The following is a 26,747-nucleotide window of genomic DNA, read 5'->3' on the forward strand; positions in this document are numbered from 1 at the left end:
AAGCAATCCATTTTCTAAAAGGGGAATACTGTATATGACAGTATATTTTCTATAAGAAAGGAGCCTAATACAGTCTTGTTTGAGTATATTGAAATTTACTACAATCGAGTTAAGAAAACAGACATTGTACAAGTAGTTAATCCCTGAGGCTTTTGAGCAGAACTATTTGTAATTTTTAGAGGCTCGAATATCCACAACTCTGTCTAAAATCGGTGTATAAGTACTATTAAATATATAATCTTTTCTATTCTCTTCATGGTTATAGGCCCAGCGAAGTTATTTTTATATCTATTTATTCTATTTTTCATTTAAATATCAATCTTATTAAAAAATAGAAATAAATTAAGTTTTTTTTAAGTTATTCTTTTTAACCTATGATGCATAGGAATTATGCTGTAATTTCCTACTTTGGGTCATACTCCTACTGACAGAGTATGGCTTTTTTTTGCAAAAAAATTAATAAAGCCCCCAAGTTATGGAGGCCTTTAACTATTTTATATTATGGGCAATTGTAATTTTGCAATGCTTGAATACGATCGTTAATATTTGGATGACTTTGAAAAAGTGCTGCAAAGCTAAATCCTTCAGTCTTACCTTCAGTAATAGCAAGTGCCTTCATTTCTTTTGGCATTTGGTCCGGAACATTACTTTCTGCTTGTAAGCGCAATAAAGCATTAATCATGGCTTGTTTACCAGCAAGTTGCGCACCAGCTTCATCTGCACGATACTCACGATATCTTGAGAACCACATGATAATTGTATTTGCAAGAAATCCAAAAACAAGATCAAGTATCATTGTAATTACAAAATAGGCGATACCTGGTGGATCACCTTCTTCACGACCGAATATATTACGGTCAATAAAATCACCGACAACCCGAGCAAAGAACATTACAAATGTATTGACGACGCCTTGTACTAATGACATTGTAACCATATCACCATTTGCGATATGTCCAATCTCATGTCCAATAACAGCACGCAATTCGTCTTGGCTCATGTTTTCAAGTATGCCACTTGAAACGGCGACGAGAGCATCGTTCTTATTCCAGCCTGTAGCAAAAGCATTTGATTGGTATGATGGAAAAACACCTACTTCAGGCATTGCAATTCCAGCGCGTTGAGAAAGTTCAGCAACCGTTTGTAGTAACCATGCCTCAGCTTGGTTACGTGGTGCATTTGGGTTAATTAGCTCTGTGCCAGTTGTATTTTTTGCCATCCATTTAGACATGAATAGCGAAATTAAAGAACCAACCATACCAAAGACGAAGCACATCACAAGTAAGTTGCCTAAGTTTAAACCACGAGCACCATGGTAACTTCCGACCCCTAATACTGACAAAATAAGACCAGCGACAACCAGTACCGCGAGGTTGGTTAGCAAAAACAAACCAATCCGCATCATTGAGCATATCCTCTTATAATTAAAAATAGAAACTCAGCCAAAAACCTGCGAGTCTTCTTCGTAATATGTAGTTTGATATTTGAAAATTCAAGTGGGGATTACATAAATGATAAAGGATTGACTTTAATTGTGTACTGTCACAGACGTATAAGTACCATCAGATAACTGAATAATTTTATACTCATGTTTCTGATTAGGATTTATTTGTGCAACAGATGGCGATATAGAGCTAGAGGTATTAAGGTGACTGCTTTGTATACTTTCTTTGGTTGTAAGTATTAGTTCTGAACGATACAAATTATGATATCTATCGAGTACACGTTTTATATAATCTTTTGTTTCTTTAAAAGGAGGAACACCGCCATATTTCTGTACATTGCCTTCTCCTGCATTATATGCAGCGAGGACAAGAGGAGTATTACCATTAAATCTTTTTAGAAGTGTACTTAAATATTGAGCTGCACCATGTATATTTTCATTTGGGTCATAGCTATTTTTAACATGGAAGCGTTTAGCTGTTGATGGCATCAGTTGCATTAGGCCTTGTGCGCCAACTGGCGATGTTGCATGTATATTAAAACCTGACTCTGTATGCATAATTGCTTTAATTAAACCTGCAGGAATACCATGCTGTTGTGCTGAGGTAGAAATAATATCATCAAAACTATTTTTATTTTTACTGAATGTTGGAAGTACGGAGGCTTCTGATCTACCCCAATTTCGGTATGAGTGAATATTACTGTCAGGATAGTATGTTACTTTAACAGCTGTAAGATTTTTATTTGCTTGAGGTTGGTTAGTAAATAAATAAGACCCATCATTATCTTCATAAGTATAAATATGACCAGCATGTGTGAACGTATTTAAACCTATATAAAAAGATATAGGTAGAATGATCTTAAATATCTGCATTTAATTTTTCAAGAAGATAGGATAGAAAAGAGATTTTTAGCAATTTAGCCTCTAAAAGCAAGATAAAACTTAGTTGCTAATGATGTTATAAGCTTTATTTAAATTTATAACATCATTAGTACTAATATGTATTAACCAATCTGTTGTTTCATAGTTGCACGCATTTTAGACTTGGTCATAAGACGTTTCTTAGCAACTTTTTGTCTAATAGGACGTTCATTATATAGCTTTAGTACAATAACGGTAAGTGCTAAAATAGCAGTAAGTCCATTTGCTGTCATGACAGGAATATCATGCATTTTATAACCATAAAATGTCCAGCTAGTTACACCAAAAAATAGAGCAGCATACATTCCTAAAGATACACCTGTAGTATCTTTTTTGCGCATCATGTGAATGACTTGCAGGAAAAAAGATCCAGTTGTAACCCATGCTGCAAGCGCACCAAGAGCAACAGGCCATTGATAAAGAATGGCAACTGCGATTGCAACTGTAATAATTGTCGCAAGGATAATAGCTATATCTTTTTTATACTGACTATTCATTTTTAAGTTCCTCATTATTACTCTGCCTAGGCAGAGCAAAGTAGTTTTTCACTTCTAAAATTGCTCTAATTAAATTTTCACGAAATTTAGGCTGTGTCGTGAGTGAGCCAAAAAGTACTTCTGTTTCTACAAATGCTTTTTCAGGTATCGCATGAGTAAAGATTTCACTTAAATCTATTGTGTCAAATACTTGATCTTCATATGTAAAATTGAGCTGTTGGGTATAGTGTTTCTCTAAGAATAAAAAATAAAGTGCAACAATTTTAAGTGCAGCTGTTGGTATTTGATCTTGAGAAAATCTATCTTTAATCGTTGGTACGATAAAGCCGTGTAGTTTAGAAATACTGTCAGAAGAAACACGTGCAACTGTATCTTTTACATAAGGATTTTTAAAACGCTCTAAGATGGTTGCAATTTCTAATGCAGTATCAATTTCAATATCATGCATTTCTAAAGCTGTAGCAACGTCTTTTTCCGCATATTCTTTAATCAGCATTTTTATATAGGTGTTATCTAATGTTTCATGAATAAATACTTTATTGATTAATGCACCCATCCATGCAATTCCACTGTGACTTGCATTTAAAAGGCGAATTTTCGCTTCTTCATATGGTGCAACATCTTTAACAAACTCAACACCAACACGTTCTAATTTAGGTCTTCCATGAATAAAATTATCCTGAACTACCCAGCGTGTATAGTGTTCACAGGTTAAAGGCTCTAGGTCAGCTGATAAACCTACAGCTTGCATACGAGTATGAATGCTAGCATCAAATTTAGGTGTAATTCGATCTACCATACTGGTTGGTGTTGAAACATATTGGGTTACCCATAAAAATAATAGATCATCTTTCTTGGCTTTAATAAAATCGAGAAGGCCTGTTTTAAAACTGTCCCCATTATTTCTAAGGTTATCGCAACTAAGCAATGTGATAGCACCTTGCTGTCCAAGTTGTTGCATACGTTGATGCAAAATTAGGTATAACGCACCATAAAGAGTTTGTATTTCATTATGACTATTTAAATCATTTTGAATATCAGGGTGGGAGAGGTTTAGATGACCTTGATCAGTAAGGAAATATCCACTTTCTGTAACTGTAAAAGAAATAATTTTAGTATTTGAATGAATACCAACTTCTACAATATTAGAAATTTGAGGATTCCACAAAATAATGTTTTTTAAACTATGAACTGGCTCATATTCAATATGACCATGAGGTGAAATAATTTCTAAAGTATAAAAACCATTTTGGCTTTTCAGTCGTTCTAGTATCTTTTGAGAGTGACTGTTACGAATATTCGCTAAGTGCATTTCCCATGATGAATCACCAAGTTGGTGTAGCTTATTTAAGTAATACGCTTGATGTGCTCTAAAAAAAGCACTAGCCCCTAAATGCAACCATAAACTCGGTGAGTCGGACTTAAGCAATTGCTTATTCAAACTTACTCCTTCCTTATTAAGGTTTTTCTGCTTGTTTTTTAGCTTACCATAAGATTTGATGGTGAAATGCTATCTTAAGTCGTATATAGGTTGAATGATTGCGGATTATAGAGTTTTAAGTAGAAGTTTTTATGTCTTTATAATAAAGAATAATTAACTTTATTTTTAAATAAATTTAATTATATCATGTACTTGTATTTATCTTGTTTAATCTAAAAATAAATTATATGTAACAAAAAATTTGTTAGATTTAGTAACAATGTTGTAATAAATTTGATCTTTTCGCAAGTGTGTTATAGAAAAAAATATACTTTTTATGTAACAGTACTCAGGTAAAAAATCAAGAAAAATAGCTAAAGAATAATGAAAAAAAATAATATAATTTTTTTTATACAGCACTATTGACTTGCATAAGTTTTTGTTTTTAATTGATATTTTTTTTAGATTAAAAAATAATCAATTTGATCGAAAGCCTTACAGTGAGAAGGGAAACTTTTGTCAATACCTATAGAATCCACAAACTTATCCACAGGTTTTGTGGAAAACTATATTAAAGCTTTCAGATATGAAATCTATTGCTATAAATAGAAGTAATATCTAGAAAATTATACTTTAAATATTATTAAATTTTGATGAAATTTAATAAATTAGATTAAGAGTTTATTTTTATAAATATCTGGCTCAAATTTAAGAAAATTATCGTAATAATTAGCAATGAGCTAATGCGTATTGGACAAGAATAATATAAAATCGTGCGATATTTTTTTTAGGGTTTGTATCGTCTATGTACTCTCCAATTGAGTCCCAGCAAGGATTTAATTTTAAGCCAGAGCTACCAACCAGTTCATCTTATTATCGATTGCTCAAGAAGTTACGCCGTCAGGTTGGCCATGCTATTCGTGATTATAAAATGATCGAAGAAGGTGACAAGGTAATGGTATGTATTTCTGGTGGAAAGGATAGCTATACCTTATTAGATATACTCTTAAATTTTAAGCGTGTAGCGCCTGTTAATTTTGATGTGATTGCTGTAAATCTAGATCAGAAGCAACCAGGTTTTCCAGAGGATGTATTACCAGCATATTTAGAAGCCAATAATATTCCTTATTATATTTTAGAGAAAGATACATATAGTATTACAAAGCGTCTGACTCCTGAAGGAAAAACATATTGCGCTGTATGCTCTCGTTTACGCCGTGGCTCGCTTTATGGGTTTGCTCAAGAGATTGGTGCAACAAAGGTAGCTCTAGGGCATCATCGTGATGACATTATTGCGACATTCTTTTTAAACCTTTTTCATGGTGGTAGCTTAAAGGCAATGCCACCGAAACTTTTGTCTTCAGATAAGAAAAATATTCTTATCCGTCCTCTTGCATATGTGGAAGAAAAAGACATTATTAAATATGCAGAAATGCGTAAATTCCCAATTATTCCATGTAATTTATGTGGTTCGCAAGAAAACTTACAGCGTGCTATGTTAAATAATATGTTAAGAGAATGGGATAAAGAATATCCGAAACGTTTGCATAGTATTTTTGGTGCGTTACAGAATGTCTCACCATCGCAACTTGCCGACAGAGATCTTTTTGATTTTGAAAAGCTAGATGAAGAGCGAGAGTTTGATTTAAAAGATACTGAAGAGATGAAAAAACGTTTAGACGTTGTTAATCTTGGATTTGCAGTAGAATAATCTCAATTTTTATAAGAGACATATTGTAACTTATGATATGTCTTCTCATTTAAGTTGTGACGATAAATAAAAATCCTGTATTTTAAAATATTAGATATTATTCTTGATATCGCATGAATAGACATTTAGAGGAATAAAAATGCCAGCATTTTTAACAGACGCATGGTTTTCCAAAGTTGATGAGTTAACAGAGCAAGCTGGGAATCTAAATCTATCACCTGCATTGCAGAGTTTAGCAATAAATTTAATTGTAAATGATGGCGCAGTTGAAAATACTGAATTAGCTCTTGCAGGTGGTAAGTTTAGAAAAGGTTTAGCAGAAAATGCAAAAACTACATTAAATATGGATTCGAATACTTTAAGACGAGTTTTTTTAGAGTTCGACATGACGGCAGCAATGCAAGCATTTATGACAGGAAAAATAAAAGTACAAGGTGATATGTCTCAGCTAATGGCTTTGCAGACGGCAAAACCTAGTCCTGAACAAAAGTCATTATTTAAAGAAATTTTGAAACATACATTATAAGAAAAGGCGAACTAAGTTCGCCTTTTCTTATTCTAAACTTCAATCGGCTGGTTTGATTGTTGAATATGTTCTAAATATGCACGAATACGTGTGACATATTGTAGTGCCTGTTTATAGCGAGCATTTGTATTTTGATTTTTTTGCAAATAGCTATATAAATTCATCCATTCTTGAGGATTTTTGCCTTGCTTTTCTATCTTACTTTGGATAATTGAAACTGCTCCAGGCCCCATATTGTATGCAGTAAGTGCATACCAAGCACGGTCTGGATAAGGAATATTTTCATACTGCTCAAGCAGTTGATCTAAATATTTTGCACCACCTTGAATACTTTGTCTTGGATCATTTCGGTTGGTTACACCCATAGCTTTTGCTGTGCTGCTTGTAAGCATCATTAAACCACGGACGCCAGTTGGTGAAACAGAATCTGATTTTAGATAAGATTCTTGATAACCCATTGCAGCTAAAAATTGCCAATCTAAGTTGTATTTATCTGCTTCTTGTTGGAAGCTTGCTTTATAAATAGGCATTCTTGCTTTTAAGTCACGCTCAATAGTTTCCCATGCTGTAGGTTCAACAATATTGTGATTGTAAAATGAAGCAAGCTGGTCGATTGAACCATCATTTTTTGCTTCGCAAGTAAAACCACTTGCAGTTTGTGCAATTGGATCTTCCGCATTATTAACAACTAAGTTAATGTTGGTATCTAAACCATTTTGTGAAAGTGCATTAAAATTGCCACATGTTGCAGAGAAAAAACTTAGATTTTTTTCTTCGATAGAGGACATAGAGGCATTGGTTAAAGCAATATTTGCTTTCCCTTGTGCAACTAAATCTAAAGCAGCAGAGTTGTCATTAACAACCTTGAAATCTAGCTGAACATTTAAACTTTTTGCATAGTTACGCATAAGATCATAACCAAAACCATGTAGATTTTGTCCATTATCAAATACTGTACTAGGATTTTTGACAGCAACGACCGTAAGTTTATTATGGTCTATAACGTTAGCATACTGTGTTTTATCCTTTTTAGTAGCAGTCAATGCATGTAAAGGTAAGAGGGGGAGCATTGCTGCTGCAATAATAGAAAAACGTATAGGGAGAGAGTTAGATTTAAATTTAAGGCGCAAGCGCCTCGTAATAGCTACTGACTTACTTTGCATATTAGCTCCGCAATAGGAAGTAGTATCCCCATGACCAAATAAAAATAAATATGATCAAAGTGATTGCTAAAAAGAGCAATTTAAAAAATAGAGGGGATATCACCATTTAAAGTAATGGCATAAGTTAACAATAGAACCTACACTTTTTAGAAATGTCTGTAACAAATCGTAAATATAGGTTAAAAAAAATACAGTTAAATTGAACAGTGAATAATAAAGAGATAGTAAAGAAAAGTCAAATGCATGATAAATATACTTATTGATCGATATATGCGATTGTTTTAGCTAAATATACGTTTTTACTGATATTTAACGTTAAAAAAGTAATTAAAAAATATTTTGTAAACGTAAAGGTTTTTTAGGCCTAGTTATATTGAAAACAAAAAATGTTTATATGTTATGTATGTTTTATTTAGTATAAGATATTAAAAGACTAGATTACGCTGTATTTGTAGAATATATGGTTAGGTTTGTATGCTTATTTACCTATCTAAATCACTATATCGTATTATTTTTATTCACTTAATTATTATTTTTAAAAATAGAGTTGCTAAAATAAAAAAATATTTATATTATAGCCACCATTGGAAGCGTGGCAGAGCGGTTTAATGCACCGGTCTTGAAAACCGACGAGGGTTTACCCCCTCCGTGAGTTCGAATCTCACCGCTTCCGCCAAATTTTAAAAATCCGTGAGACAGTAGTCTCACGGATTTTTTTATTCTCTTATTTTTAATATTTAAGATAACTGTATTTATTAAAATGGCAGGCAGTAATCATCTCCGAATAGTTGTATGTATATTAGAAAGTAAAAAACAAATGAATAAAAAAGCTTTTTTATTAGTAATACTTGTTAGTATTGCAACAGCAATATCTCATGCGGAAAAACAAAGTAAACTAGATGAATTTCTATTAAAAAATAATAATGAGATAAACATAATAAGAACAAAAATTAAGAAACTAGAATTGGAAATAAATGAATCTACAGCAAGTAAAAAAATCGAACTAATTTGTGAGAAAAGAAGACTAACACGTGAATTTATAGAATTACTTGATCAAACATACAAAGCTAAAGCAATGATACAACTCTCAAAAGAGGACAAAAGATTTATAGAAACAAGAGAAAATATAAAAATCGCCAAAGAAAACTATAAACAACACATATAACAAGAAGACCAAATATTAAGAGATGAGATGAAAGTAAGACAAGAAATGAAAACAGTAACAGTAGACTATGTATGTGCAATAAACAAAGACTAGATCAGTTGTTATCTGATGTGAGCAGACAATTAAGAATCACATCAAACTATAGAGTGTCATAGCAGCTATAAAAATATTTTTCGCAAAGACCGCTAACAAAACTCAATAGTGAGTATGAAACTTTATTGCTTATAAATGTTTCGGATTCATATTCGATTAATCAAGTATGAATATTTTTCGTTTGTAAATTCAATAATTTGGCTACCACGTGAGTATAAAATTCTTTTGTATGCTTACATCTGTCTAATAAATGAACAATTGTTTATCTGATGTTACGCCCAAAAAAATTGATTGAATATTTATGCTCTAGATTTATTTCTATAAATCAAAAGTACTCAATTGTCATATTTCTAAAAATAATGATTGATCAGCATAAGAGATAAATATTTAAAATTATAATAATTCTAGCCATAGCTAGCTTTGATTGTAAGATTTAATTTAATAAGTAGGAAAATATATCTCCTACTTATATAAGGTATTATTGTACTTTAGGTAAATCAAACCAAATCATTTGGCTGTCTTCTAATGCTGTGACATCAAATTTTTCAGAAAAAGTAAGTGCATCACCAGCACTTACAACTTCATTATTTATTATTACTTTACCTGAGATGATATGAACATAGTTTAAACCTTGTGTCGTGGCAATAGGTAACTGATTATTTTGGGTAAGATAGGTTGTTTTAACCTCAGCATCTTGACGGATATGCATAGGTGCCGTTTGGTTAGGTCCTACAATAAGATGCCATTGATTAGGTTGCTTACGAGGATCTTGTTTAATCTGCTGATATGTTGGCTCTGCATCATGTATATTTGGCTGAATCCATATTTGTAATAGATGAACAGGGATATCTTGATTATTTATTTCACTATGGCGAACACCTGTACCTGCGCTCATTAATTGCCATTCTCCGGCATGAATATGTCCTTCATTACCCATACTGTCTTTATGAGTTACAGTACCTGATAAGACACAAGTAAGGATTTCCATATTGTCATGTGGGTGAGTCCCAAAGCCATTATGTGGTGCTATAGTATCGTCATTAATGACGCGTAGGGCACTGATACCCATAAAACGTGGATCATACCAGCTACCAAATGAAAAGCTATGATATGTATTTAACCAATCTGCTTGGACATGTCCGCGATTTTCATTGCGATGTAAATACATTTTCATGAGATATCCTATATTTTATCACTGATTTCTTATAGTCTATTTTATATTTTTCATCATTTATTTAAATAACATGTATAAAACGTATTGTTCTATTTGTAGGGTAGCAATGAGTGATAATTTTACTAGGAAAAATGACGTATAGATACCGATACCAATGAGAGCTATTTTTTATAGCTCATCATTGGCTTTTTATCAAATTATTTGGCAATACCAAATTTAAAGATAGTTATATTGTCATACGTTTGACCTGGGTTTAAACGTGTAGAGGGGAAGTTCGGTTTATTGGGACTATCTGGATAATGTTGCGTTTCAAGTGCAAAAGCATTGATGTCTGCTGAAAAAACAGGAGGGTTTAACTTGGTAAACTATACATACTCATCAGGAGTTTACCATGAGCAAGAAACACAAGACGTATACGGCAGAATTTAAAGCTGAAGCGATCAAAGCAATAGAAGCCAATCAAGGCAATGTATCCCAAACAGCTAGAGAACTCGGCATTTCCATGCAAACCCTTTCGAACTGGAATACAAAGGCAAAGGCAGGGACTTTAGCCGGTACAAAACAGTATTCACCTGATCTAAATGCTTTACTCGAAGAAAATAAAAAACTTAAACAGCAGCTTAAAACAGCCGAAATGGAACGTGAATTTCTAAAAAAGGCAGCAGCGTACTTTGCCAAAGAAAGTCAGTAAGGTACGCCTATATGAAATCGCAAAGACACTTATTTCCTATTATTTTGATGGCTCGCTTACTTCACGTATCAGTTTCATGCTTTTATGATTGGCTAAAACAAGGTGTGAGTAAACAATCAATTCAGCGAAATCAACAAGCAATTTTGGTCAAAATAGCACATGAGGAAACGAAACAGAGCTATGGCTATATTCGTTTAACCAAGCATTTACAGGCTCAGGGCGTAAAAATTAGTGCCTATGCCGTTCGTCAGATAAAAAAGTTAAATCAGCTGTATTGTAAGCGCCACAAGCGTTTCAAAAGAACAACGAACAGTGACCATAACCGAGCGATCTATCCAAATTTGCTTGAACAACAATTCTCAATGATTAAACCAAATCAAGCGTGGTCGAGTGATATTACGTATATATGGACAACTGAAGGCTGGTTGTACTTAGCAGCTGTAAAAGACCTTTACACGAAACAAGTGGTTGGCTACAGCTTAAATGAGCGTATGACAGCCAAGCTTGTTTGTGATGCATTGAATATGGCTATTCGCAATCAAAAACCAACTAAGGACCTCATTGTGCATTCAGACAGAGGCAGCCAATATTGCGGTCATGAATATCGAAACTTACTTGAAAAATGTGGCTTTCAGGGTTCAATGAGCAAGCGTGGCGATTGTTACGATAATGCACCGATTGAAAGCTTCTGGGGCATACTCAAAAACGAATTGGTGCATCATCATAGCTATAAAACGAGGGAAGAAGCCAAAGCGGAGATTACAAAATACATAGAGTTATTTTATAATCAACGAAGAATTCAAAAAGGTTTGGATTTTAAGACACCAAATCAAATGGCAGAGGACTTTTGCAAGTTGGCTGCCTAAAATCTCCCAAGTGAAAGTCTCCTGATAATTCAGCACACATCACATCGCCTTGACGGTAAAGTGTATTATTTGCACCAATTACATTTCCAAGTAAGTGGTTTGCTGTATAGAACTGAATACTTGGTTGAGTGGTTGAAATTTCTAATGTACGTTTCGATTTTGGATCTATAACCAAAGCAGCCTTTTGTAAGGTATTTGAGTTGTCTTGTTTAAGTACCCAAGTTTGATCATAACCATAGCCATATGCCAATTGTTGATTACCATCACGGATATCTTTAGAAATTACTTTAGGTTTTCTAAAGTCGAATGGTGTACCAACTACAGATGCAAGTTTTCCTGTTGGTAGTGAGTTCTCATCTGTAAGGAGTGTATAGTCTGAGTTAAGTTGTACAATGTTGTCTAACACGCCATAAGGGCTGTTCTTAACACCAGCGAGGTTAAAATAACTATGGTTTGTTAGATTAATAACAGTTGGTTTATCTGTTGTTGCTTTGTATTCAATTTTAAACTCATTGTTGTCAGATAAACTATAAATGACTTCAACGTTTAATTTTCCAGGGAAGCCTTGGTCACCGTCAGGACTTGTCAGTTTTAAAACAGCTTGGACTATTGAACCATTTTTAATGGTTGGCTCTACCTGCCAAACACGTTTGTCATAACCTGGATTCCCACTATGTAGTGTATTAGGTCCATTATTTTTTTCTAAATGATATGTCTTATTATCTAAAGTAAACTCTCCATTTCCAATACGGTTAGCATAGCGACCAATAAGCGCACCAAAGTGAATACCTTCTTTAGTATCTGTAACTTCATATCCATGTAAGTTGTCGAAACCTAAAACAATATTTTCTTTTTTGCCTTTAGCATCAGGGGTAATGATATGTGTAATTACACCACCAAAACTAATAAATGACACAGAAACGCCATTTTTATTAGTCATGGTATATTGTTCTACGGCTTGTCCATTTTTAGTTGTGCCGTAGGGTTGGCTCGTAAGTGTTGCTGCACTGGCAGTTGCACAGAGAGTCAGTCCTGCAAATCCTGCAAGAAAGATATTTTTCGCTTTCATTAAATGATCCTTTTAAACATCCATATAATCTATTAATTATTCACACTATAATTTCTTTTAAAGTGTTTAAACGATTCCAAATTCGTTTAATAGTTTGGCTATATTAACAATATTTTTACAATAGTGTATAAAATAATTCGTATGTATAGATCTCTCACTAAATACAATATAGTTTTTTAAATTAAAAATATAATTATATTAACAACTTGTGGTAATTTTGGTTAAATTTTAACTATAAAAATAGGTCATATATTGTTTAATTTTGGAATAACAAAAACATTTATATTTTAATTGATAGATTATATAGTATACAAGTTTAAGTGCTTATTCTTTATTGAAATACATAAAAATTAATATGAGTGGTGCTAACTATTACATAAAAAATATTTGAGCTATACATCTAGAACGATTAAATTATCTAAAAGGAGTTTTATGTTAACACGTAAAATTTGAATCATTCGTTGAGATTTACGTTTATTTGGATTCAGTTAACATGCGAAACCCTAACTATCATATGCGCTATAAAGTTTAATATAGTGTAAGTTTTTAAGTTGATCATTTACTATTTTAATCAGTCTATGCTGTGAAATTAATACTTTTATCAATAGCATTCACAGACTTGTTTTATTTCATATTTCGACGTTTTGGGGATCAAATTTAATTCTCTTGAGGCTAAGAATTCATTTTTTGCTTTACTCGGATAGTCCTTATCATCGAGTAATTCACCCATTTTAGTTCATGTAGTCATTGCGCTATAATTGCTGTGTCATGCATATTTTTTGAAGTCAGAATTAGATGTAAATTAAATCAATAAAGCCGACCTATACTACTTGTACCTCTCTTAACTATATCTTTAAAAACACGATACCTCTGAATTCTTAAATTGTGATAGATCGTAATTTTGTCGAATAAATGATGCTGACACCTGTATTTTGGTCCTTAACTTGATGGAAGAATATTATTAGGGATTGTAAATAACTTGGCATAATTTTAACATTTATGAAATAAGATGATGGTTGTCATTGATTTAGACAGGCTTAATTTTGATGTTCTTTGACATGTTTTTTGATCTACACTCAGGAATATTTCTAATTTTGTGTTAAATTTCTTGTAAAAATTATCTAAAATACAAACTAGTTTCGTAATTTGGTTTTATGTATTAAGTTCTTATACAAAGTAGATTTAACATAAATTTTAAACAATTAACTGAGCAAGTATCTTATAAATCTATACTAAAAAACTAGCTAATAAAATATTTGAATTTATTCTGCAAAATGTCTATTAATTAAAGCTAAATTGGTTATAAAGCCGAGTGGAAAATCACTCGGCTTTATGTAAAAGCGACTTAATTATTTAATGTTTTTAATGTGGTTTTCAATTTGTTCTGCTTGTTGAGATGCATTGCCTGTGTAAGTTGCAGGTGTTAACTCTGCAAGGCGAGCACGCTCATCAGCAGGAACTTGAGTAAGCTCTGTTCCATTTACAAAGTTAACCATCATTTCACGTGTCATGGCTTGACCACGAGTAAGAGCCTTAAGCTTCTCATATGGCTTTTCAACGTTATAACGACGCATAACTGTTTGGATAGGTTCAGCAAGAACTTCTTGTGCTTGGTTTAGGTCTTCTAATAGACGTTGAGCATTTAACTCTAATTTACCAACACCTTTTAAGCATGCTTCAAATGCAATTAGGCTTTGTGCAAAACCAACACCCATATTACGGAGTACAGTTGAATCTGTGAGGTCACGTTGCCAACGTGAAATAGGTAATTTCTCGCCAAGATGAGCAAGAACAGCATTTGCAATACCTAAATTGCCTTCTGAATTTTCAAAGTCAATTGGGTTTACTTTATGCGGCATTGTTGATGAACCAACTTCACCTTCTTTTAGGCGTTGTTTAAAGTAACCTAGAGAAATATAACCCCAAACATCACGGTTGAAGTCAATTAAGATGGTGTTAAAACGACGTAGGGCATCGAATAGTTCTGCCATATAGTCATGTGGTTCAATTTGAGTAGTATATGGGTTAAAGCTTAAACCAAGAGATTCTACAAATGCTTGTGAATGAACTTCCCAGTTGATATCTGGATATGCTGAAAGGTGAGCATTATAGTTACCTACAGCACCATTGATTTTACCAAGCAATTCTACATTTTCAAATTGTTTGATCTGACGTGCTAGACGATATGCAACATTTGCAAACTCTTTACCAAGTGTTGTTGGACTTGCAGTTTGACCATGCGTGCGAGAAAGCATTGGTTGTGCAGCATGCGTTTTCGCCAAGTTAGAAATTGACGCTAGAATTTGCTTCATTGATTCAAGAAGAACATCACGTCCTTGTTTTAGCATAAGTGCATGTGACAAGTTGTTAATATCTTCAGAAGTACATGCAAAGTGAATGAATTCACCTGAGTCTTTTAACTCATCAAGATGCGCAATTTTCTCTTTTAGGAAATATTCTACAGCTTTTACATCATGGTTTGTTGTACGCTCAATTTCTTTAATGCGTAAAGCATCATTTTCTGAAAAATCAGAAACAATTGCATCTAAAAATTGGTTTGTTGAATCACTAAATTCTTTTACTTCAGTAATTTCATTGTGTTTTGCAAGTGCTTGCAACCAACGAATTTCAACAGTAACACGTGCATGAATAAGACCATACTCAGATAAGTAAGGACGTAAAGCATCACATTTACTTGCATAACGTCCATCTAATGGTGAAAGAGCGGTTAAAGCGTTCATAAGGTTTCCTTTGAAATGGTGCAAACACCTAAAAAGTGGTTACTTCTCTAAAAGTTTAAATTGTGTACGTGCGATTGTATGTAGGTCTCGAACGAGCTTATATTTCCCGAGAACAAGCTGTATAGATCGACCACCGACTTGACGCCATAGGTGTGCCATCTGTAAGCCTGTAAAGAGAGATGCACGAATACGATTGGTATGCTGACTGTCTTTAAATGCATCTGCATTGCCACGTACTAATATGCGGGGTTCAATTTGAGCGGCTGTATCAAGATATGCTTGTGCTAGATTGGCAATAATGCTTGGATGTATGTAATTTTGATCGAAAAAAGAAAGCTGCTTTAATATTTTTTCTTGTGTTTGCGTAATAATTTTGACGTATTCAGGGTTTTGATACACCTTTTTTTCGAGTTGTAATAATGAAAGGGCATAGCTCGTTGGTAATTTTGCAACGGGCATCTTAGGAATTTTACGAATAGTTCTTTTGTTAAATGGTGTATGAATGCTTTCTTCTAAATTTTTGAGGCCGAGCATAAGGTCATTAATTTCATGAAAGAAGTCTAATGTTTTTAGGCTTCTTTCATGGGGTGACTGTGTTGGTCGAATATTCAGGCTTGCTTTAATAAGCTGCTCAAAATAGAAGTTGCCACTGTCATTAACTCGACCTAACCCTGTCATTGCAGTCATATGGGTAAGCTGAGCCGCTTGAAAAACGCCAGCCAATGCCAATAATCTATTTTGACGATGGGTTAAGTCTTTAGGCTGTTGAAAGGGAACATCAACCATGCCTTATCATTCCTCTTTACTTTATAGAAAACTAGGCTTAGGAGCATCTGTATAATGAATAACTCCACCGCCTAAACAAATTTCATCTGTGTAAAAGACCACACTTTGTCCGGGAGTAACCGCACGCTGAGGTTCATCAAAAATGACATAAATACCATTTTTCATGTTTTGATCGATAAATACAGTACAAGTTTGGTCAGGTTGACGATAACGTGTTTTCGCAGTACAACGAAAACCTTCTGGTGGAATTAATTGTTCCCCAGCAACCCAGTCAATATCTTTACTCCAAAGTTTGGTACTTTGCATGAGAGGATGATCATGACCTTGACCAACAACAAGTCGATTACCTTCAATGTCTTTATGTAATACGAACCATGCACCTTCTTGCGCATTTTTCATACCACCTAAACCAATGCCACCACGTTGACCTAGGGTATAGTACATTAACCCATGATGTTCACCAACTTCTTCACCATTTTCTAATACAATTTTACCGGGCTGTGCAGGTAAATACTGTTTTAAAAAATCATTAAAGCGACGCTCACCAATGAAACAAATACCTGTTGAATCTTTTTTCTTAGCAGTTGCAAGACCAAGTTCTTCGGCAATACGACGTACTTCAGGCTTTTCAATTTCGCCTACAGGAAAGAGTGTCTTATTAATTTCACGTCCATGTACGGCATGGAGGAAGTAACTTTGATCTTTATTTTGATCTAAGCCACGTAAAAGAGGTGCATAGGTATCACCCTTGGTATTTTGTTGTGTCTGCCCACGACGGGTATAGTGACCTGTTGCAATAAAATCTGCACCTAGGGTTAAAGCATGGTCTATAAATGCTCTAAATTTAATTTCCTTGTTACATAAAATATCTGGGTTTGGTGTACGGCCTGCCGCATATTCAGCAAGGAAGTGCTCAAATACACGATCCCAATATTCCATTGCAAAATTTGCTGTATGTAATTTAATACCCAATTTGTCAGCGACGGCTTGAGCATCGGCAAGGTCTTCAAGTGCTGTGCAGTATTCTGTTCCATCATCTTCTTCCCAGTTTTTCATGAAAAGACCTTCAACTTGGTATCCTTGTTGAAGTAATAAAGCGGCAGAAACTGAAGAGTCTACACCACCAGACATACCGACGATGACGCGTTGTTGCATAGGACTAGGCATCCAAATTTGGAGTTAAAAGGGGAGTAAAAGGATGTTCATGAATCATGGAAAGAGGATATTTTTTTCCTGCTTCAAAATCTTTAATGGCTTGGTTGACCAATGGACTACGTGCGCGTGCTGAATGGTCTAATGCTTCTGAGGAAAGCCATATTGTTTGGATAATGTCTGGATCTAGTGTATCCGAAACAGCCTCTTGTACAATATGTGCAGCAAAACAAAAACGAAAGAAAGTTTTATTTGGTGCCATGGGTGGGCGATATGTATAAATACCAATAAGATAATCAATTTCAACCAAGTGACCTGTTTCTTCTAAAGTCTCTCGGATTGCAGCATCTATTAGCGTTTCACCACATTCAACATGTCCAGCAGGTTGGTTAAATACTGTGTGCACAAAACCTTCTGAATGTTCTTCTACAAACAGATATTGGTTTGATTCTTGAATTACCGTAGCAACAGTAACGTGTGCAGTCCAGTCATTTGCCATAAAGAAAAAAGCATCATGAGTCAAAAAACGTATTTTACGCAATTTAGATACATGATGCTATGTTTGTTGTCGAAAACTTAAAATAATTTTAAGTTTAGAACAAATTACTAAAGAATTGTTTAATGTGGTCGATCATTCTTGAGAAGAAACCAGCTTCTTCCACAGCTTCAAGCGCAACAACAGGTTTTTCAGAAATCACTTTACCATCTAAAGACGCAACCAATTTACCAACAATCTGACCTTGCTGTAGTGGGGCATTAATAGATTGAGAGATTTGTAAATCTGTTTTAATGTCACTTGCCTGACCTTTTGGCATAGTTACACTAAAGTCTTCTGCAAGACCTACAGGTACTTCATTTTTTGTACCAAACCAAACTTTTACATTTTTCAGTGGCTGATCAGAAGATTTAACTTTTACCGTTTCGTAGTTTGCATAACCCCAAGCGAGTAGTTCTCGTGTTTGATTTGCACGAGCATTAATTGTTGGCGCACCAAAAATTACGGTGATTAATCGCATTGGGCCACGTTTACTTGATGTTGTTAAGCAGTAGCCAGCTTCATCTGTATGACCTGTTTTTAAACCATCTACAGTTGGGTCTGTATATAAAAGTGGATTGCGGTTACCCTGTTTAATATTATTGAAAGTGAATTCTTTTTCAGAGTAAATAGGATAATATTTTGCACTGTCATGAATAATGTGCTGTGCCAATACTGCCATATCTTTTGCAGTAGAGTAGTGACCATCTGCAGGTAAACCAGTAGAGTTAACAAAATTTGTATTAACCATACCAATACGTTTTGCTTCTTGGTTCATCATATATGCAAACGTACCTTCATTTCCTGCAATATGTTCAGCCATTGCTTTTGCCGCATCATTACCCGATTGAATAATAATACCACGCAACATTTGCATGACGGTTGCAGTGCCATTTAAGGGTACAAACATACAAGATTCTGATCTGTTCCCACGACACCATGCATCTTCATTCATACGGACATTTTCATTTTCTGTTAACTGTCCTTTTAGAAGTTTTTGCTCGACGATGTAACTTGTCATCATTTTTGTCATAGATGCAGGTGCGAGTTTTTCGTTCTCATTTTTCGCTGCTAAAATTTGACCCGTTTGGTAGTCCATCAAGACATACGACTTGTTATCTAATTCTGGTGGCGAAGATAAGACAGTTGCTGCAAAAGTAAATGAAGGTAAAAGTAGAAGTGCAGCAAAGGTACTTTTTCTGCTCATTTAGGGTCATTCCAATGGTTAGCGTCTATTTGAATTCATATTTTAGGATAAAGATAAGTGAACTGCTATATACAGTACTCACTTATTTTACTGTGTATTGTAAAGAGGTTATGAACCTTTACTAAGTGTTGTAATTTCTTTACAAATTTCTTTGTTTTGGATTTCACCAGCCCTTTTCGCATCTTCGCGGGCTTGGATTAAGAATGGTTTAAAATCTTTTTGTTTCGCTCTAATTTCTAAAGCATGCACAGGATTTTGTATGCCTGGCATATTTTCTTTAACAAGTTCACTATAACCTGCCTGATAAGCAGGATCTTTTTTAAAGCCATAGCTAGGGCAAAGCTCGGAAAGAACATAAATTGCGGCAAGTTCTTCTTGCGTAACACCGCCTTGATTTGGCGTAACATCAATATTTGTTGAGTTGTCTGTTGATTTTTTTTCTTTTGCACTAGCAAGTGTTGGAACAGAAACCATAAGAAGACTTGCAACCAATGCTGTGGCGAGGCGTTTACTTACATAAGATGTGATCATAAGTTTTTAGACAATCATTTTTTTCAACATACTTAAGATGTTAAACACTTTTTTTAATAATAAAAGAAATAAACTGTATAAAAGGTGTATAGTTATAAAGAAATAAATGTGCAACGATGCGTTAATCGTATGCTTCACTTATTTAATAATTGAATGAAATAAAACATTCCTAAAAATTATAGGATTGGTATACTAATTTTTCTAAAATATTAAGTTCTAATAAAAATAGCTCTAAATGAAATGATTTTTTATTATATTTTAAGTTATATATGAAATAAGTGTGAGTTACTGACCTAAACTATTAATATTTTAAATATAAAATAAAAGTCGGGTTGTTATACTTATAGTAAGTCAACAATTTTAAAAACATAAGTTAGAAAAATTAAGGGATGTACAAATTGAATATATTAGTTGCAAACGATGATGGTGTTTTTGCACCAGGTATTCAGGCATTGGCACAGGCATTAAAACCATTAGGTCGGGTGATTATTGTTGCACCTGAGTCTGAGCGAAGTGGGTTTTCGAGTGCTTTAACTTTAGATCGACCATTAAGACCTATTGAAATTATGCCTGATGTGTGGGCTGTAAATGGTACGCCTGCAGATTGTGTTTATTTGTCTATGAATGGACTTTTCGATTTTGATTTTGATTTAGTCGTTAGTGGTATTAATAGTGGTGCTAATTTAGGTGATGATGTTTTGTACTCAGGGACAATTGGTGCGGCTTTTGAAGGAAGGTTAATGCGCCAACCTGCTATTGCAGTTTCTTTGGTTGGAAAAGATGCAAGTCATTATTTATCAATAGAAAACTTTAGAGCTGCAGCAAAATGGGTACATGACTTTATTGTAAAAGGGTTGCCTCAAGTTCCTGAACGCCATATTTTAAATATCAATATTCCTGAAGCTGAAGAGCTTAAGGGGGCTTTAGTGACTTATCAGGGTCGTAGAATGCAATCTAAGCCGATTACGAGTCAGGTTAACCCAAGAGGCCACCATGTATATTGGATTGGACTCTCTGGCGAAGCAGTTTTAGAGCCGATGAGAGATAGTGGTAGTAGTGTATCAGATTTTTATGCAGTAAATCATGGGTATGTTAGTATTACACCTATTCAGATGGATGCCACAAATTATGACATACTAGATCAACTTGAAGCACAAATAAGAGATTAAATGTGTGTTTTATAGGACGACAAAAAATAAATTAATTGTATTGCAGTGTTTTTTTGTTAATCTTAGCAAATTATAAAACTAATTAGCCATTAAGATAGAGAGGGACGTCAATGCGGATGTTAAAAGAGCAGTTTACCCGAAATATTCATAAAGAAATATTTAAGCCTTTACTTATGTCTTGCTTAACTTTGTCTGTATTTGCTTTTACAGGATGTGCATCGAAGCCACAGGTAATGACTATGCGCGCATTGCCTGCTCCAAACCTTTATACTGTAAAGTCTGGAGATACGCTGAGCGGTATAGCAGCACGTTATGGAGTAAATTATTTAACAGTTGCACAAATAAATGGAATTCCTGCTCCTTATACAATTTTTGTTGGTCAGTCTTTAAAGCTAAAAGGTAGTGGTGTGGTTACTTCAGTATCAACGTCTGCCCCTGTTGTATCTAGACCAAGTGCCCCACCAATTCAGACACAAAGTATTCCCTTGCCGTCGCAAGTAAATTCAACCGTAGTACAACCTAAAACGCCTCCAATACAAACACAAACAACTTCTACAATTGGTGGTTTACGATGGGTAAAACCTTCTAATAATACATTAATTGCAACATATAATCCTACAAATAATATCAAAGGTATACGTTACGGTGGGCAAGTTGGTGACCCAATTTATGCTGCTGCTGATGGTCAAGTAGTGTATGCAGATGATGGCTTAAAAGAGTTTGGTAATCTGGTGCTTATTAAGCATAGTAATGGTTATATCACAGCATATGCACACAATAGCAAAATGCTTGTAAAAAGTGGTGCATATGTGAAAGCAGGTCAACAAATTGCTGAAATGGGTAATTCTGGTGCAGATCGTGTGATGTTAGAGTTTCAAGTGAGAGCAGATGGTAAAGCAATAGACCCTGCACGGATTATTCCAGTAAACTAAAATTAGAAAAATAAGAATCCCGCTTATGGCGGGTTTTTTATTATAAGTTTAGATTGTTGAAGTGATTTAAAATATGTATGACCAATTACGTGCTATGGGGGTATTCTCTTGTGTTGTTGAGCAAGGGTCTTTTAGTGGGGCTGCAAAAAGGCTTGGCATTACAACAAGTGCAGTAAGTCAACAAATTCGTACGTTAGAACAGGCTTTGGAAGTAACATTATTACGTCGTTCAACACGTAGAATAAGTTTAACAGAGGAGGGGAAAGTATTTTTTCAAAGTTGCAAGCAAATGCTTTCCGCAGCAGAGTGTGCAAAAAAAAACTTACTTGAACTTAAATATAATTTAACGGGTTCTTTAAAAATTCTTACAACACCAGAGTTAGCAACGACATATATTATTCCTGCATTATCTGATTGGATGGCTACACATCAGAAGCTAGATATTATTATTGAAACACAGAGTAATTTGAATAATTTACCAAATAATAATGATATTGATTTAGTTATTAGGCTAGATAATGACAATATTAAAAACTCTATAGAAAAAGTTTATTTGGCATCATTTCGTCAAGTATTGGTGGCTTCGCCAATGTATTTGAATAAAAATATAGAAGTTCTTCAGCCACAAGATTTGCTTGAATACACACTTATAAATATGAAGTCAATACCGCAGTGCGAGTATATTAATATGAAAAAGAATAATGAAGATGTTACGATTCATATGCCAGTGAAGCTGAGTAGTTATGATGCATCAGTGGTTACAACATTGTGTAAAAAAAGCTTTGGAGTGGCACGCACCTTATCTATAAATGTTCAAGAAGAACTATTGAAGAGAGAGTTAATTCAAATTTTACCTGAATGGAAAATGGATTTACTTTGTTTATATGCACTTCCTCAACAACAAGACTGGAAAGCCAATAAAAAATTACAACGCTGTTTAAATGTTCTAACACATTACTTTCAGTATGTTTTTACTTTGTAGTATTGATTATAAAAGATAGTATTTTGAAAGGCTATTTAGTATAAAAAACGATGTGATGGCTAAAAAAACAACGGTATCACTGTAAATAAGATCTGTATAGGTATCTGTTTAATCAAAAGGCTTATACAATATAAGATAGTCAGACAAGCGATATTAAAAACTTTTAGGTATAATACGCGCAAATAATTGAGGATTTATCTATGACTGAACAAGCACGAGATACTGAAGCATTAATACGCGAGCAAATTGCAAAACATGCTGTATTACTTTATATGAAAGGTACACCGCAATTTCCACAGTGTGGTTTTTCTGCGCGTGCTGTAGAAGCATTAAGCCAAATTGGTCGTCCATTTGCTTATGTAAATATTTTAGAGAACCAAGATATTCGTGCAACATTGCCTAAAATTGCAAACTGGCCAACATTTCCACAACTATGGGTTGCAGGTGAGTTAATTGGTGGCAGTGATATTATTTTAGAAATGTTCCAAAGTGGTGAACTTAAACCACTTATCGAAGAAAATAGCCCTGCACCAGAGGCATAATTTTTAAAAGGAAAAGCGCCAATAATGGCGCTTTTCCTTTATAGGGGTATAAAAAAATGCGTATTAGTTTAATTGGTTCGGGTAAAGTCGCTACACAGCTTGCAACAGGATTGTTTAAAATAGGTCATGAAGTTGTTGATATATTCAGTCCTAATTTGCAAAATGCGCAAACATTAGCAGACCAAGTGCTTGCTAAGCCAGTAGATTCATATTCGTTGTTAGATAAGGCTGTAGAGCTCGTTATTATTGCGGTAAAAGATCAAGCAATTGAACCGGTCATTCAGGCATTGGTTGCGTGTGGGTTTGTAGATACATGTATTGTACATACTTCGGGAAGTACGCACTTAAAGGTTTTAGAAAAGTATTATCGCCGTTCAGGTGTTTTTTATCCATTACAAACATTCAGCTTTGAAAAGAAGGTCGACTGGAAAACAACACCTATTTTTATTGAAGCCAATGATCATAGAGATATGGTGACTTTAAAAAGCGTGGCTGCTGAAATTTCTAAAGAAGTTTACTTGTATAATTCAGAACAGCGTTTAAGTTTACATTTAGCTGCTGTATTTGCATGTAACTTTAGCAATTATTGTTATGACATATCTCAACAAATTGTTGAACAACAAGGTGTCGACTTTAAGCTGTTGTATCCGCTGATATTAGAAACTGCAAATAAAGCGACTCACTTTCTCCCTCAAACTGTTCAAACAGGACCTGCTGTACGCCATGATGCAAATATATTGGCATTACAAGAAAGCCTGCTACAAAAAAATGAGCAATATGAGTTTTTAAAAGTATATGAGTTAATGAGTGAACAAATACAAAAGCGTCATAATAAGAAGTGTTAAAAAAAGCCCGAATTTTCGGGCTTGTATATAATTTATCTGATCTTTTTGAAAATAAAGTCGTTAATCTTGTGGCCTGACTCTAAACCACGACGTTCAAACTTAGTAAGTGGACGCCATTCAGGACGAGGGTAGCTATTTCCTTTACCTGCCATATTTTCAAGATTTGGACGGTTATCTAGTACATCTAACATCCATTCAGCATATGGTTCCCAGTCTGTTGCACTGTGGAATGTACCATTAAGCATTAGTTTACTTTCTACAAGTTCCATACGTTCATGTGCAACAAAGCGGCGTTTAAAATGACGTTTTTTCTGCCAAGGATCAGGGAAGTAAAGTTGAATACAGTCAATGCTGTTGTCAGGCATTTCTTTAAGTACTTTAATAGCATCCGCATCTAATACTTTTAGGTTGCTAACTTCAGCTATACCTGCTTCGTAAACACATTGAGCAATACCTGGTACATGTACTTCAATACCAACATAATTGCGTTCAGGATTTGCTTTTGCCATAAGAACTAAAGAACGACCCATGCCAAAACCAATTTCTACAGTGAGTGGGCGTTCAGGATGTTCAAAGTGTTGGCGTAAATCGCCGACAGGATATTCCAAAATCAGGTCACGATACTGCTCTAAAGCGGCACGTTGTGAAGTATTTAGCGGAGATGAACGGCGCATAAATGTCACAATCTCACGATGCTCGTGCAAATTATCTAGGTCGACAATTTGAGGTTCAAGTTGATCGTTATTCATAACTTTGGAATCATTACAATATAAGAAAAATGCTATTTTAAGTACTAGGACGAGTAAGTCAAATTGATTAGCTAAATAATCTTAAAATAACGAAGATATCTATAAATTGTTCTATTTTTAGTACAAAATGTTTCATAAATTGCAGTGTATTCTGAGATTTTATATCTTTAAGATAAAAGCAACGGCTTATTACTGGAATAAAAATAACCATGATTAGTAAAAAATTTGCTTTAGGAACTTTTTTAGTAGTTGTAAGTGTCACAACTTTTGCATTACCAACCACATATAAAATAGACCCTGAACATACGGCAACTTTGTTTTCTTGGAATCATTTTGGCTTTTCTACCCCAACAGCCAACTTTTCAGATATTCAAGGTGAAATCAATGTGGATGATGTACAACCTGAAAAGTCTTCAGTCAATGTGATTATTCCTGTAAGCAGTGTAAATACCAATGTTCCAGCTTTAGATAAAGAGTTTCAAGAAGCAGCTTGGTTTAATGCAGCACAATACCCAAATATCATATTTAAAAGTACACGTGTAGAAACCAAAGATAAGAAGCATTTTAAAATCTTTGGTGATTTAACGGTTAAGGGTACAACGAAACCAGTTGTACTTGATGCAGTACTAAATAAAGAAGGTATTCACCCAATGAAGAAAGTACCATCAATTGGATTTAATGCATCAACATCTTTTGACCGTTCTGCATTTGGTATCGGAAAATATATCCCTAATGTGAGTGATAAGATCACTGTAAATATTACAACTGAAGCATCTGTTTTAAAATAAAATATAAAAGTCGCTTGGCTTAGTTGAAGCTAAGCGATTTGCTTTTATATAAAAAGTGAGAAGAATCGAGCCAAAATATTTTGTAGGGGCTTTGCTTGTTTAAGAAATACAAGTTTTTGTTCTCAATCACAAAATACGTTTACAGAGGAAAATGGAAATAATAATTCTTTTATTATTGATATTTTATTATATTTTGACCTATATAGATCAGGGGTTATCTATAGTAGGTCATTACAGCTAAGATATGATTACGCAGTTTCAATTTGTTTTAAATAGTTCTGTATAACGTATTTTGAAGCTTGCATCAGTTGAGGGGCATACTTTTTATTGTCTTCTCTTAATTTTTTAATATTAATATTTGCTTGTCTTAGCTCACAAGTATGTCCAATGAGCCATTTTTCCAAATGTTCATCATCTACTTCTAAGTGGAACTGTAAGGCAAGCGCATTTTTAAATTGAAACCCTTGATTTGGGTAATCATCTGAACTGGCTAAATGTTTAGTATTTTGAGGCAGATCAAAAGTATCGCCGTGCCAATGTAAAACAGGAATGTCTAAAAGAGGAGATAATATATTTTGGTCTAGATATGGAAGGCTAAGAGTACTCCAACCGATTTCTTTTATATCGCCTGCATAAACATTTGCACCAAGTGCCTTAGCAATAAGCTGTGCACCTAAACAGATACCTAAAGTTGGTTTATTATCATCTAAACGTTTTTTGAGTAGGTCTATTTCTTGTTGTAAAAATGGATAATCTTTAACATCATTGACGCTAATGGGCCCGCCTAAAATAACTGTAAGACCATCGTAGTTCAAAGCCTTAGCCAAGTCATCGACTCCCGCTTCAAAATAACGAATGCGATAACCTTTCTGATAAAAGACATCTTCAAGTGAACCAAGGTCTTCAAATGCAAGATGTTGAATTGCGTAAATTGTTTTAGCAAAATTTTGCATGGTATGACCTGTGATAATCAAAGAAAAATAGATGATTAGACTAGCATTATTCTTGAATAAATCAATTTTTTTACAAGTTTTGAAATAAGATAGTG

General features: G+C 34.2%; 25 protein-coding genes, 1 tRNA gene and 1 pseudogene. 11 read left to right on the forward strand and 16 right to left on the reverse strand.

Annotation, left to right across the window (positions count from 1 at the left end; all coding sequences use genetic code 11):
- Window positions 1-499: 499 nt before the first annotated feature.
- The 4 genes from htpX to AC1MPL_RS06755 form a co-directional block, all read right to left on the reverse strand.
- Window positions 500-1,405: a protease HtpX gene (gene htpX / locus AC1MPL_RS06740; protein WP_479765031.1), complete on the reverse strand. Its 906-nt coding sequence runs from the start codon at window positions 1,403-1,405 to the stop codon at window positions 500-502.
- A 123-nt stretch (window positions 1,406-1,528) separates the two neighbouring features.
- Window positions 1,529-2,317: a lytic transglycosylase domain-containing protein gene (locus AC1MPL_RS06745; RefSeq protein ID WP_479765032.1), complete on the reverse strand. Its 789-nt coding sequence runs from the start codon at window positions 2,315-2,317 to the stop codon at window positions 1,529-1,531.
- A gap of 131 nt (window positions 2,318-2,448) precedes the next feature.
- Entirely contained in the window at window positions 2,449-2,862 is a 414-nt protein-coding gene (locus tag AC1MPL_RS06750) for a SemiSWEET family sugar transporter (RefSeq protein WP_479765033.1), read from the reverse strand.
- Window positions 2,855-4,303 carry a mannitol dehydrogenase family protein gene (locus tag AC1MPL_RS06755; protein ID WP_479765034.1) on the reverse strand — a complete coding sequence of 483 codons (1,449 nt, stop codon included), beginning with the start codon at window positions 4,301-4,303 and terminating at the stop codon, window positions 2,855-2,857. The genes AC1MPL_RS06750 and AC1MPL_RS06755 overlap by 8 nt, the downstream gene beginning before the upstream one ends.
- 784 nt (window positions 4,304-5,087) lie before the next feature.
- Here AC1MPL_RS06755 and ttcA point away from each other — a divergent pair.
- Both ttcA and AC1MPL_RS06765 read left to right on the forward strand, forming a co-directional pair.
- Window positions 5,088-5,993 (forward strand): tRNA 2-thiocytidine(32) synthetase TtcA, encoded by a 906-nt coding sequence (gene ttcA / locus AC1MPL_RS06760; RefSeq protein ID WP_479765035.1) that lies wholly within the window; start codon window positions 5,088-5,090, stop codon window positions 5,991-5,993.
- Between the two features lie 139 nt (window positions 5,994-6,132).
- Window positions 6,133-6,519: an SCP2 sterol-binding domain-containing protein gene (locus AC1MPL_RS06765; RefSeq protein WP_479765036.1), complete on the forward strand. Its 387-nt coding sequence runs from the start codon at window positions 6,133-6,135 to the stop codon at window positions 6,517-6,519.
- Window positions 6,520-6,551: 32 nt separating this feature from the next.
- On the opposite strand, the gene AC1MPL_RS06770 is transcribed toward AC1MPL_RS06765, so the two are convergent.
- On the reverse strand, window positions 6,552-7,682 hold the full coding sequence (locus AC1MPL_RS06770; RefSeq protein WP_479765037.1) for a transglycosylase SLT domain-containing protein: 1,131 nt from the start codon (window positions 7,680-7,682) through the stop codon (window positions 6,552-6,554).
- Between the two features lie 586 nt (window positions 7,683-8,268).
- Between AC1MPL_RS06770 and AC1MPL_RS06775 the strand changes: the two genes are divergently transcribed.
- Window positions 8,269-8,358: transfer RNA gene (locus AC1MPL_RS06775), tRNA-Ser, on the forward strand.
- 141 nt (window positions 8,359-8,499) lie between these two features.
- Window positions 8,500-8,847, forward strand: a complete 348-nt coding sequence (locus tag AC1MPL_RS06780; protein WP_479765038.1) for a hypothetical protein — start codon at window positions 8,500-8,502, stop codon at window positions 8,845-8,847.
- A 571-nt stretch (window positions 8,848-9,418) separates the two neighbouring features.
- Here AC1MPL_RS06780 and AC1MPL_RS06785 read toward each other — a convergent pair.
- Together AC1MPL_RS06785 and AC1MPL_RS06790 are read right to left on the reverse strand one after the other, a co-directional pair.
- Window positions 9,419-10,114, reverse strand: a complete 696-nt coding sequence (locus tag AC1MPL_RS06785; RefSeq protein ID WP_479765039.1) for a pirin family protein — start codon at window positions 10,112-10,114, stop codon at window positions 9,419-9,421.
- A gap of 197 nt (window positions 10,115-10,311) precedes the next feature.
- A pseudogene (locus AC1MPL_RS06790) lies at window positions 10,312-10,440 on the reverse strand (aldose epimerase family protein); the annotation flags it as partial.
- A 65-nt stretch (window positions 10,441-10,505) separates the two neighbouring features.
- On the opposite strand from AC1MPL_RS06790, the gene AC1MPL_RS06795 reads away from it, so the two are divergent.
- Window positions 10,506-11,671 (forward strand): IS3 family transposase gene (locus AC1MPL_RS06795; protein WP_479764079.1). Its coding sequence is split into 2 segments (ribosomal slippage): window positions 10,506-10,764 and window positions 10,764-11,671, totalling 1,167 coding nucleotides; the frame shifts between segments, so codons are not numbered across the junction.
- Here the strand turns inward: AC1MPL_RS06795 and AC1MPL_RS06800 are convergent.
- From AC1MPL_RS06800 to AC1MPL_RS06830, 7 genes are all read right to left on the reverse strand, one after another.
- Window positions 11,622-12,740, reverse strand: coding sequence for an aldose epimerase family protein (locus AC1MPL_RS06800; protein WP_479765040.1), 1,119 nt, complete (start codon window positions 12,738-12,740; stop codon window positions 11,622-11,624). The genes AC1MPL_RS06795 and AC1MPL_RS06800 overlap by 50 nt on opposite strands.
- 1,349 nt (window positions 12,741-14,089) lie before the next feature.
- Window positions 14,090-15,481 carry an adenylosuccinate lyase gene (gene purB / locus AC1MPL_RS06805; RefSeq protein ID WP_479765041.1) on the reverse strand — a complete coding sequence of 464 codons (1,392 nt, stop codon included), beginning with the start codon at window positions 15,479-15,481 and terminating at the stop codon, window positions 14,090-14,092.
- Between the two features lie 39 nt (window positions 15,482-15,520).
- Window positions 15,521-16,267: a DUF489 family protein gene (locus AC1MPL_RS06810; protein WP_479765042.1), complete on the reverse strand. Its 747-nt coding sequence runs from the start codon at window positions 16,265-16,267 to the stop codon at window positions 15,521-15,523.
- Between the two features lie 21 nt (window positions 16,268-16,288).
- Window positions 16,289-17,422: a tRNA 2-thiouridine(34) synthase MnmA gene (gene mnmA / locus AC1MPL_RS06815; protein ID WP_479765043.1), complete on the reverse strand. Its 1,134-nt coding sequence runs from the start codon at window positions 17,420-17,422 to the stop codon at window positions 16,289-16,291.
- A gap of 4 nt (window positions 17,423-17,426) precedes the next feature.
- Window positions 17,427-17,918 carry an NUDIX hydrolase gene (locus AC1MPL_RS06820; protein WP_479765044.1) on the reverse strand — a complete coding sequence of 164 codons (492 nt, stop codon included), beginning with the start codon at window positions 17,916-17,918 and terminating at the stop codon, window positions 17,427-17,429.
- A 94-nt stretch (window positions 17,919-18,012) separates the two neighbouring features.
- A complete protein-coding gene (gene dacC, locus AC1MPL_RS06825; protein WP_479765045.1) occupies window positions 18,013-19,161 on the reverse strand; it encodes a D-alanyl-D-alanine carboxypeptidase PBP5/6 in 1,149 nt (382 codons plus the stop codon).
- 108 nt (window positions 19,162-19,269) lie between these two features.
- The gene (locus tag AC1MPL_RS06830) at window positions 19,270-19,692 is read right to left on the reverse strand and encodes an MCR_0457 family protein (RefSeq protein ID WP_479765046.1); all 423 of its coding nucleotides are present in this window, start codon (window positions 19,690-19,692) and stop codon (window positions 19,270-19,272) included.
- A 398-nt stretch (window positions 19,693-20,090) separates the two neighbouring features.
- On the opposite strand from AC1MPL_RS06830, the gene surE reads away from it, so the two are divergent.
- The 5 genes from surE (at window position 20,091) to AC1MPL_RS06855 (ending at window position 24,162) form a co-directional block, all read left to right on the forward strand.
- Window positions 20,091-20,861 (forward strand): 5'/3'-nucleotidase SurE, encoded by a 771-nt coding sequence (surE, locus tag AC1MPL_RS06835; protein ID WP_479765047.1) that lies wholly within the window; start codon window positions 20,091-20,093, stop codon window positions 20,859-20,861.
- Window positions 20,862-20,971: 110 nt separating this feature from the next.
- Window positions 20,972-21,793, forward strand: a complete 822-nt coding sequence (locus AC1MPL_RS06840) for a peptidoglycan DD-metalloendopeptidase family protein (RefSeq protein ID WP_479765048.1) — start codon at window positions 20,972-20,974, stop codon at window positions 21,791-21,793.
- 73 nt (window positions 21,794-21,866) lie between these two features.
- Window positions 21,867-22,775: a LysR family transcriptional regulator gene (locus AC1MPL_RS06845; RefSeq protein ID WP_479765049.1), complete on the forward strand. Its 909-nt coding sequence runs from the start codon at window positions 21,867-21,869 to the stop codon at window positions 22,773-22,775.
- Between the two features lie 200 nt (window positions 22,776-22,975).
- Window positions 22,976-23,317 carry a Grx4 family monothiol glutaredoxin gene (gene grxD, locus AC1MPL_RS06850; protein ID WP_023272355.1) on the forward strand — a complete coding sequence of 114 codons (342 nt, stop codon included), beginning with the start codon at window positions 22,976-22,978 and terminating at the stop codon, window positions 23,315-23,317.
- 56 nt (window positions 23,318-23,373) lie between these two features.
- Window positions 23,374-24,162, forward strand: coding sequence for a Rossmann-like and DUF2520 domain-containing protein (locus tag AC1MPL_RS06855; protein WP_479765050.1), 789 nt, complete (start codon window positions 23,374-23,376; stop codon window positions 24,160-24,162).
- Window positions 24,163-24,194: 32 nt separating this feature from the next.
- Here the strand turns inward: AC1MPL_RS06855 and trmB are convergent, their stop codons facing one another.
- Window positions 24,195-24,911, reverse strand: a complete 717-nt coding sequence (gene trmB / locus AC1MPL_RS06860) for a tRNA (guanosine(46)-N7)-methyltransferase TrmB (RefSeq protein ID WP_479765051.1) — start codon at window positions 24,909-24,911, stop codon at window positions 24,195-24,197.
- Between the two features lie 209 nt (window positions 24,912-25,120).
- Between trmB and AC1MPL_RS06865 the strand changes: the two genes are divergently transcribed.
- The gene (locus tag AC1MPL_RS06865; RefSeq protein WP_479765052.1) at window positions 25,121-25,699 is read left to right on the forward strand and encodes a YceI family protein; all 579 of its coding nucleotides are present in this window, start codon (window positions 25,121-25,123) and stop codon (window positions 25,697-25,699) included.
- Window positions 25,700-25,947: 248 nt separating this feature from the next.
- Here AC1MPL_RS06865 and AC1MPL_RS06870 read toward each other — a convergent pair whose 3' ends face one another.
- Window positions 25,948-26,652, reverse strand: a complete 705-nt coding sequence (locus tag AC1MPL_RS06870; protein ID WP_479765053.1) for a glutamine amidotransferase — start codon at window positions 26,650-26,652, stop codon at window positions 25,948-25,950.
- Window positions 26,653-26,747 lie beyond the last annotated feature (95 nt).

This window comes from Acinetobacter sp. N1-1 (assembly GCF_056711485.1).